Source organism: Paraburkholderia sp. BR10937, from assembly GCF_040965695.1.
GTDB lineage: Bacteria > Pseudomonadota > Gammaproteobacteria > Burkholderiales > Burkholderiaceae > Paraburkholderia.
Genome location: NZ_JBFRCL010000025.1, coordinates 122,316 through 131,818, shown reverse-complemented (window position 1 = coordinate 131,818; position 9,503 = coordinate 122,316). Strand labels below are relative to the sequence as shown.

5 protein-coding genes and 1 pseudogene are annotated in these 9,503 nt (G+C 52.8%); 4 read left to right on the top strand and 2 right to left on the bottom strand.

Going from position 1 to position 9,503, the window contains the following annotated elements; all coding sequences use genetic code 11:
* Positions 1–2,798: 2,798 nt before the first annotated feature.
* Genes AB4Y44_RS21655 through AB4Y44_RS21640 form a run of 4 tightly spaced genes read left to right on the top strand, consistent with a single transcriptional unit; the run spans position 2,799 to position 8,383 of the window.
* The gene (locus AB4Y44_RS21655) at positions 2,799–4,010 is read left to right on the top strand and encodes a tyrosine-type recombinase/integrase (RefSeq protein ID WP_368700848.1); all 1,212 of its coding nucleotides are present in this window, start codon (positions 2,799–2,801) and stop codon (positions 4,008–4,010) included.
* Positions 4,007–6,043, top strand: coding sequence for a hypothetical protein (locus tag AB4Y44_RS21650; protein ID WP_368700847.1), 2,037 nt, complete (start codon positions 4,007–4,009; stop codon positions 6,041–6,043). Before AB4Y44_RS21655 ends, AB4Y44_RS21650 begins: the two co-directional genes overlap by 4 nt.
* Positions 6,021–7,904, top strand: coding sequence for a hypothetical protein (locus AB4Y44_RS21645; protein WP_368700846.1), 1,884 nt, complete (start codon positions 6,021–6,023; stop codon positions 7,902–7,904). The genes AB4Y44_RS21650 and AB4Y44_RS21645 overlap by 23 nt, the downstream gene beginning before the upstream one ends.
* A complete protein-coding gene (locus tag AB4Y44_RS21640; protein ID WP_368700845.1) occupies positions 7,901–8,383 on the top strand; it encodes a hypothetical protein in 483 nt (160 codons plus the stop codon). The genes AB4Y44_RS21645 and AB4Y44_RS21640 overlap by 4 nt, the downstream gene beginning before the upstream one ends.
* Before the next feature lie 149 nt (positions 8,384–8,532).
* On the opposite strand, the pseudogene AB4Y44_RS21635 reads toward AB4Y44_RS21640, so the two are convergent.
* Positions 8,533–8,784 (bottom strand): annotated as a pseudogene (locus tag AB4Y44_RS21635) (sensor histidine kinase N-terminal domain-containing protein); the annotation flags it as partial.
* Positions 8,781–9,464, bottom strand: a complete 684-nt coding sequence (locus AB4Y44_RS21630) for a response regulator (protein ID WP_368700844.1) — start codon at positions 9,462–9,464, stop codon at positions 8,781–8,783. The pseudogene AB4Y44_RS21635 and the gene AB4Y44_RS21630, both read right to left, overlap by 4 nt.
* Positions 9,465–9,503: the final 39 nt, after the last annotated feature.

The window sequence follows — 9,503 nt, the reverse complement described above, 5'->3', positions numbered from 1 at the left end:
TCGGCCTCACAGCGCTTTAAAAAGGTTGATTCGCGTTGAAATTGCACAATGCGAAAGATTTAGCGGCAGTGGGCGCGTAAATCGTGGAAGGCCGCTGCCCGTCGAGGGGTATTTCCGCAACCTGCTAGGTCCCTCGCCCTGCGCGTCATTTCAGATTTTGACAAGAGAAGTCGCGGGCTGGAGGATGCCGGAATTTCGACGTTACCAGATTCTGCGCTTGCAGATTGTGAGTCATCGACTGCGATACGGAACACCACCTCTTCTCTTGGAGCAGCAGGGCGTTCATAAAACGTTGCGCGTAGGCAAGTCATGTAGTCCGCGTCCCGTCCCGGCCCAAGTAGCACTAACTCTCTCTCACCCTCGTCCATGCGTTCCTGAACGTCGTACGTCGCTATCCAATCAGTTCGCGCGGTTGGCCTCCAACGGCTGACTATTTCAGCGGCAATTTTACTCTGGACATTCAGACAGCTCGCCAGTGCAGTAGTCTGCAGGTTCACGCGCTCCGACCGCGTTTTCGCATCCAGCTCGTCGTCCCATTTGTGTGGGTACGCCCAATCGAAGGCTAGATATTCGACGAGGTCCTGATACGAGGCGTAGCCAAAACAAATTGCAGTCACATCCAAAGCGCGGGACGGGCTCAGGTCGAGCGGGGCGATTTCGCGCAACCTTTCGGCAATTCTCTTGGTTGCACTGACGGATGGTGGGAAAAAAGTGAACCAGCGTGTATCGCCACAGTACATGTGTGAGCCTCCTATCGTCCGTCTACGAGCGCCAATCTTCTTTGTGTCATCAAGTAGGCTAAGGGAATGAACAGAAACGGAGTATCAAAAACAGTCGGTCGGAAAGGGCTGACTCGAACGGATTCTTGACACGCCGCGCGTGCAGTTGAGTATGATGCGCGATAGGGTGCAGTCGACATACTAAACAAATCTCTCGTCGCACATGCCTCCCGGTCGTTCCTAAAAAGGACAGTCTGGATTGCATATGACGCAGACAATAGACAAGACGTTGGAGCGGACCATAAATTTTCCATCCATAGTGTTGTCACTATACTCCGCCTCAACATACGCCAAGTTAAAGTTCGTTCTACGGAGGACACAGCGACACTTCGCACATTTCTCGATGGGGCCGATACTTGTGGGACGGATTGGCACGCCGACACGTTCCATCACCAACTCTTTGCGAGCCTCGAGGCAAGACGCCGAACAATAATATTCGAAGTTCTCCCAGTCTTCGACGTCCACCTCTGGGCCGTCCACGGTAAATCGGATTCGCTGAAACTCCCTTGATATTGCAAACAAGCGGCCACCGAACCACTGGCCGCAGGAAAAACATATGTATCGGACGTTCGAATCCTCGCTCATCACAACCTCGCGAATTCAAGTGTCGATAGACGTCGAGGTCAACGCGTCCTGATTGCAAGGCGAACAAGGTGTAGTCGAAATATATACCCGAGCAGGTACTAGGAGGCGCCGGAGCGGGACTTACTTCGACATTCCAATCAAAATTCCTCTTCGCTATGTGACGGCTGTGTCTTTCGACTCGAATATTTTGCCCACAAGACCCGACCATCGCAATGAAGTCGCTCTCGCTGCGCCATCGGGCTTGTTACACCGCGACGCCTCGATTGCACGGACACCGCTCGATGTGCCACTGACAACTCTCAGGAACGCAGTTGCTCCTCGAGCGCACTGAGGTGTGCGCAAAGAGCGTCAACCGGGTTGAGGTCATGATGCTGACGAAATAGCCCGGGAGCCGCGGCAGCTGTGGTATCTACTCGTTCATCGGAGGCAATGTCCCACACGGAATCATCCCAGCGCGAAGGCGCCATGCCGTACCCCAAGCATGGTTCCGAATAGTGGGGGCATAGAAGTGACTGCCTACACCTGCCGATTCTTGTCGGGAGAAATGAGAACTCGGGCTCTAAGTCGAGAGGCTCGACCAACGCGCCGGCCCGACTTCCACGCATAAGCGCGAGAAATGCATTCAGCTTTCTAGTTATCTGGTATCCCTCACAGCCGTTCTCCATCGCGAGGTACGAATCGGTTGAAGAGGAAAAATTGTGCCCAAGTTGCTCGCCGCTACGCTGTCGAATGAAATCGGACAGCACACGCTCGCCGAGTGAGTATCGGAAAATCTGTTGCACCAAAAGACGTCTCAGCCCATGTGGGGAAAATGAACGCATCGCGCTTATCTCCTTCACCTACGTTTGGTATCGCCCCGATAACGAGGGGTCCGATGAGGTTCACCAGACAAACGGATAGGCGAACCCGTGGCCTCAGCGTAGGCGACAAATTCGTCAATATCAATATGAAAAGAGGCAATTTCACAAAAAAACTCACTCGAAAATTCACCGTGACTGCGCTCCTTTTTGAAGGCGTGTGTCGGCAGTGACGTTCGTAAAGAGTTTGTATCGAAACTGTTGCGAAAAACCAACTAAGAACAATGTAGAAAATATGAGCCAGCGTTCTTTACCAAGAGAATTGGCTCGAAGTGTCGAACGTCGTTGTGACCGTCCGCGCCCGCGCCAAAATTGACTCACACCAAAAAAATAGTGGTCGATGCGCTGGGAATCTCATCTACACACTGTTTATAAATCAACAGCAGATGTAGATTTTTTTTAGTTTAAATATGAGTTTTCCAAGATGATTGTATCACGATTTCGTGGGTAGCTGGGGAAATCCCTCTTGAACAATCTGAATGAATCGGTCGCATGATGACATCTGGAGCGCGAAGTATCCAAGACTGCTTAGGGAACCCCGCCACCTTGCTTGATAGGAGGCTTTCGGAGGAAGCTGATGGAACGCCAGCGACGGAGACAAAATCTGCGGAACGAGAAAGGGTCCGCCTATCCTCTGATAGAGACAATTGAAGGAAAGCAGAGAATCACTATCTTTGATGTCGACGGGCGCATAATGCGAACCCCTACCTTATGGCTCACGAAAGCTGAGCACAAGGATTCCTCGCTAGCGCTGCACGCAAGAAACATATGTTACGTAGCAGACGGAATGCAGGCATGCGAGATATTTCCGATGCTCCCTTTTGATGACAAGCTACAAATCATGAATCGCGAGCACGTGCAGAAATACGTCAACTACGAACTCGTCAAAATGAATCATGAGCAAACAACGGCGCACTCTCGTGAGATGACACTGTTCAATCTCCTGACTTTCATGAGCGAGTCCGACGGGGAGCTACATCGAGATTTGAAGGACGGACCATACAGAGCAAATAAGAAAATTACCAACGGTAGATATTGCCACCTACCGAAGGAACTTTCCGAGGAGCAAATAATCGCTATTCTTAAAAACTGCCACAACGAGTGCGAACGGTGTGTTCTGCATTTCATCTTCGACTGTGGCCCCCGGATAGAGCAGGTCATCAAGCTAACTAATCGCTCGCTGCCTTTGGAGGTAGCAGCGGACAGCGGGTACCTCCCCATGCAACTTGCAGCGAACAAGCAGAAGAAGGGCCACGCACGCGACCAAGTGACGTTAATTTCGACTCCGGTGTTGGCGCGCATAGAGCGATATCACAATAATGACGTCGCCTATAAGAAACGCTATGCCTCTCGGCACTCGGAGACGAATCTTGTATTCCTTTCTGCAAACGGCCGACCCTGGACTAGGCAGAATCTCACGCAGCAGATGAGGAGAGCGGCGTCCCGCGCTGGGCTTAATCTTGAAGCGCCACGTCACTTTGACAATGGCACTGGGAAAAAGAGGCATGTACAGATAAGTCCACACGTATTGCGTCATTCATTTGCCTGCAACGTTTTGCGTTCCATCGATATGGGCGCCGACTATATGGAACGTAGAATTCTCCTCATGCAATGCCTATGTCATAGCTCGCTGAAATCCGGCGAACCATACGCCACGATGGTACCTCGGCGGTCCGTCGAATCGAAGGACAACCACTTCAGCAAGTATGAGCAAGCAAAGCGAATCGATTTTGAAACCTTCATCGCGCCGAGGAAGCATCTGGAGCGCAGGGGGCACGTCGCAGCATGAAACTCGACGAACGCATCAAGCGTCACCTTCCTGCTCCGACTCCAGACGCGCCCTTCGCGCAACTCGACTATCTTGTTGCTCGTATAGAGGAAAGCGCTGGATTCAGCCAACGTGCGAAGGTGAACTATGGCGCAAAGTATTACAAAAATTTTATCCGGGAGACGCGAGGGGACGAACACCTGCTGAATGTCGTACTCGACTGGGGCGAAGACGCGCTTGCTGATTTTCAGCGGTGGATTGAAGAGGAGAACCCAGCCGGTGTCGATGGCTCACTGGCACCATTTTCGCTAAGCGCAATAGTTGGCGGCATGAAGGCGATTATGGGCCACGCATATGCGCACAAGTTTATCGATGTCGAGGTGTTCGGCCTGAGCCGTCCTCAAGGAAAACGCGCTACTTCCGCCCGGTCTGCATACTCGCAGAAGGAACTTGAAGTAGTCTTAGGCGCGTTGCAGCCAGCAATTCAATGGTCGCTTCGTGTCTGTGGTGGTTACAAAGTGACTGGTAAGGGAAAGTCGCCAATTGGAAAGCCTTCGACATTCCATAAACGGGAGGACCTCTTTTGGTACTGGTCACACGTTGTGCGCGACCCGTCTATCACCCGGCGAGATGTTGCGCGCAGACACCCGCAATTCTATCAAACGGTCGCGAAGGTTTTTGGCAGATGGACCGCGTTTCTTGAAATGGCAAAGGCCGAAGAGAAATTCGGAGATGAGAGCGAAACTCTTTCCGAAGGAGAAGACCCACGCTTCAAACCAACGTCATTTTCGAACGCAGATGACATGGTCTGGTATTTTGAGAATGTCATGCAATGCAAGCCGCTTCGAAGCAAAGAATTGGGTCAAAAATGCAAGGCGCTCGCTAAGGAAGTGAGAGTTAGGTATGGAGATGTGGAGTCTTGGTATCGTTCAATGGGGCTTGCGCTGTACATAGACGGTGACGCCGTGATTCCACTCCTATATAAACTAGCGAGCGAGACGGGTTTGAATGCCGAGAGTTTATTTACTCTTCCGCGGGACTGCTTCGTAAAAAACGACGCCTTGACCGGACAAAACTACATCGTGTACTGGAAGTTGCGCTCAACTGGCGAGAAGCGACTACCCGTGGCTTACCTTGACGACAATGAGATATCTGACGCCTCGACTGAGAATGATGTTCTTGTTAAGGCTGTAGGGCCTCTGGGTATCAAACAGAGTCTAATCGTTGAGAAGACTATCAACGCCATCCTTACACTGACTGCCCCCTTGGTTGATAGGGCCAACGTGAAATCGAGGAATCTTCTGTTTCTTTACGAAATGCGCGGCGGGGGAGTAAGAGTAGGGCAAGTGGGGACACTCACTGCGAACATAGTTGCAACTTGGACTTTGAAATTTTTCTTTAACGGAAAAAAGCGAAACATCAAGAATCCCGAGGACGTAGTTAACATTAGCCGATTCCGACCGACGCTTGTTACGGAAATGGTCAAGCGTGGATTTGATATCTTCGATATTTCTGTGGTTATGGGTCACCGCTCCGTAATTACGACGGCTATGTATCTTGATAAGCACGGATTGGAGGCAAAGTTCGAAATTGAAATGCGGGCCCAACTCGAACAAATTCGAAGAAATCACCGGGAGGCAGAGGAAGCCGTTCGCCGGAAATCTAACGAGCGGGACGTTATACGGATATTCCCTACGAGTGGCCTCTGTGGCTGCCGCGACCCGTTTAACCCGCCGGAGGTTATCAGGAGAGCTACAAATTACGAAGAAGGGAAGGCGTGCGGGTATTTCAGCATGTGCCTTACTTGTAAGCACATCGTTATAACTGAGGAATTTATACCGAAATTGTTCAAGCATCTCTACGAGTTGGAGCTTGAGCTGGACAAAGGCCTCGGGAGCGAGCCCATGCGGGAGCGGCTGTATTTGAGGCAGATTTCGGTGCTGCGTCAAATACTCGCACCGGATTTTATTTTTTCCCCGAGTACTCTAAAGCTTGGCGAGGGGAAGGTTAATAAATACGTGGACGCTATCTATGATGACTTCCTCTACCATTAGGCTTCTCGAGGCGGTAGCGCCTGTATCGGTTGAATCGACCATCTCTCACCCCCAAGGGAAGATTTCGGCGAATACATATATTGCGCGCGGAACTGTATTCTCCCATGACATTTGGTCATTCCACGACACAAGTCTCAGAGGCATGCTTAACCACCGGGGGGATGTGGAGATTAATTGGCGCGAGTATCGAGGAGATTTAAGGGGGAGTCTTATTCTGGACCTGAAGGCCTTAACCTACGTCTGTCTAAAGAAGAGTTTTGTCTTTGCTACGAAACGTGGTGTGACCCCAAAAACGATTGTAAAGGAAATCAAGGGTCTAATTGGGGCGATGAGGAAAGTTTTGAAGCTGGAGCACATATGCTATTTATCAGATGTAACTGCGCTCGAGTGGAAATCCTTACTCGATTCCGCAAAATCAAAGGGTTTGCTCTGTGCGATTTTGAAAAAAATGGCGCATCCCCGAACGGGCGAGTATCTGTTTGGGGGCGAAGTGTCATTGAAATTGGAGACCCTACGACGGGCGCAGTCGAGGCGTACTACCACGAATACAACAGTTGGACTACCGTCGGAACTGTTCGGTTTGCTGTCGAACGTATCACAGAGGACCGTGCTAGTTTTCTTGAATCTTATCAACGAGCCGGTGGCTAATCCGGAAGCGGAAAAGATTTTGCCAGTTGACGAAGCAGCACCGTGCACGGGGACGCTTTTGGGGGCGCTCAACTCGTATGAGACCTACGCACGTGCGGTGAGAGCAAAAAAGATGAGTCATGGGAGACGAAAGACGTTCAACAGGGAATTTAAAAGCAAATTTGGGATGCACCCGCGTGTATTCGTCACGTATTTGCGACTCGTTCACGGTGCGGCTCTACTCTTTGTAGCGCTTTACACGGGAATGCGCGTATCTGAACTCAGACTTCTACGCCGTAGTGGATTGTTTTTCAAGGATGGGCGGCCGTTCATACGGTCTACGGTTTCGAAGCACCAGCCGCTTGCGAATGCGGTCGATTGTGACCAGTGGGTGGCGACGGACGCACTCGTTGATGCTATGAAGTGCCTTAGGATACTTTCGAGTGTTACGGGCACCGTGTTCCTCGCTCGACAGCCAACGACGATGCTCAAAGGGCGCCGTGTCAAGGTGTCGAAGCCACCGAACCAGGTCGGAGTCGCTGGAAGTGTGAAGGCTTTTTTTCGGTCGGTCGTCCTTAGCTCTCCGTATTCGAAATGGAGACTAAGTCTTCAGCAATGCCGGGAAGGGTTGGCCGAACAGATGGCGCGCATGCACGTGAAGATGCCGTACGCTTCAATCCAGTTGAAGCATCTCGCAGTGACATCCCAGAGCGCATTGCGCGGTCTCCCAGCGAACATTACCCTCAGGTATGGCAACTATCCGAGAACGCTGCTCTCAACCGTGGTAGGTGTAGACGCGGTTTCTCGCGTTAAGAAGGAGCAGGTGAGCAGTTTGTATGGCGCGGGCAGTGGGTTCGCTGGTGGTGGAGCCGACAAACATCGAGAAAAGGTAGAAGCGTACTTCGCTGGAATGGGTTTAGAGGGAAAGGAGAGAGATGCGTTCATATCAAAAATCGCACCTCATGTATCGGTGTATGCTTCCGGAATTGGATTCTGTTCTCTTAACTTATTGAATGACCGCGATTCGAGCGCTCCGCCATGTTTGGGCGATTTGCAGTGCAATCCCTTCGACTGCTCGAACTCAGTTGTCCCGGCATACAACCGTCCTGCAATCGAGATACGCTTACAAAAGTGCGACGATTTGCTCGCTTCCGGCGACTTCGTTGATGGCCAGCGGTTGCAACGCTTGAGTGACGCTTACTCGGGCATGCTGAAGCAACTGGATGAAAAATGACACCCGAACTCGAGCAGGACAGGGATAGCAAGTTTCACGAGCTAACCGTCGCTCTTAGAGCTGCGCTCCAGCAGATTCGCACTGACCCCGGGTTGCCTGCTTCGGTTGCACAAGTTGCTCGCATGGCAAGTTGTTCCCGGGGACTTCTTTACACCGATGACCGGCGATGGGTCGTAAGACGTATTGAGAAAATCAAGAAGCTGAGGAGACTTCGCGATAAGAAAGTCCACGAAAACGGTGCGGAAGCCGATAAGGTCGAAGGCGGGGTGCCGGCACAGTTGGCAGCGATGAGGCGCGAGAACGCACAATTGTTCCACGAATGCAAAGCTCTCAAGGGAGAACTGCGAGCGGCTCAAGACGAGAACGAGCAATTGTCACGAAACTTGAAATCTAGCGAGGAACAACTGTACGCACTGAGAGAGGAGGTTCGGCGGGCGTCAGGTGGCGACGCTTTTCGTCGAAGAACAAAGGGAAGCTAATTTGACGGCCGCTGTGTGTCCGCCTTGCGGATTGGGCTGGGCGGCGAAGAGGCGGGACTGAACACTCGAGAGTGTCAAACGAAGGCGAAGCGTCGCGCCTGATAGGACCGGCGCTTTATTTGACACATCTATGGTTGCTAAAAGACAGCGTAGATCTTGCTGTCGTTGCTGGATTCGAACATCTCCAGCGCGAGATAAGGCAGATCGACATGGACCCGCCCCTCGCGCAGATGCACCCCCTCGCGGATCGAACGCAGCGAAAACTCGAGCGTGCGGTCGAACGCGGCATGGGCCGACTGGATTGCGCGCTGATAGGTGAGCCACGCATCCAGCGCGAGCAGGCCAAGCAGTGGCAGCAGGAGCCACAGTGACATCCGCATCCGCAGATCGGGTGCCCTCAGGCGGGCCTGCATGCCTGCCTCGCTTCGAGCAGATAGCCGAGGCCGCGCAGCGTCACGATCGCCACGGCACTGCCTTCGAGCTTTTTTCTCAGCCGATGCACATAGATTTCGATTGCCTCGGCATTCACCGATTCGTCGATGCCGAAGATCTTCTCCGACAGCGTCTCCTTGTTGATTGCCCGGCCATTGCGCAGGATCAACACTTCGAGCACCGCGCGCTCTCGCGGCGTGAGCGGGAGCGGCTCGCCTTCGAGACTGAAGCCGCGGTCGGCGGCGTCGTAGACGAGTGTTGCGCAGGCCACGCGCAGACAGTCCTGCCCCTGGCTGCGTCGTATCAACGCACGCGTACGTGCCTCGAGTTCGCTCAGTTCGAAAGGCTTGGCGAGATAGTCGTCGGCGCCGAAATCGAGTCCGCGCACGCGATCCTCCACCGATCCGTGCGCGGTCAGAATCAGCACCGGTACCGTGTTGCGGCGCGCGCGCAGCCGCCGCAGCACTTCCAGACCGTCGAGCCTGGGCAACCCGAGGTCGAGGATCACGAGCGCGTAGTCCTGGGTGCGCAGCACGTGATCGGCGGACTCGCCGTCATGCATGCAGTCGACTGTCAGATGCGCGCTGGAGAGCGCATCGGTCAGTGAACGGGACAGGATCGGGTTGTCTTCAACAAGCAAAACACGCATCGCCGCCCCCAGGGAAATCCATGAGAAAAATCATTCGTT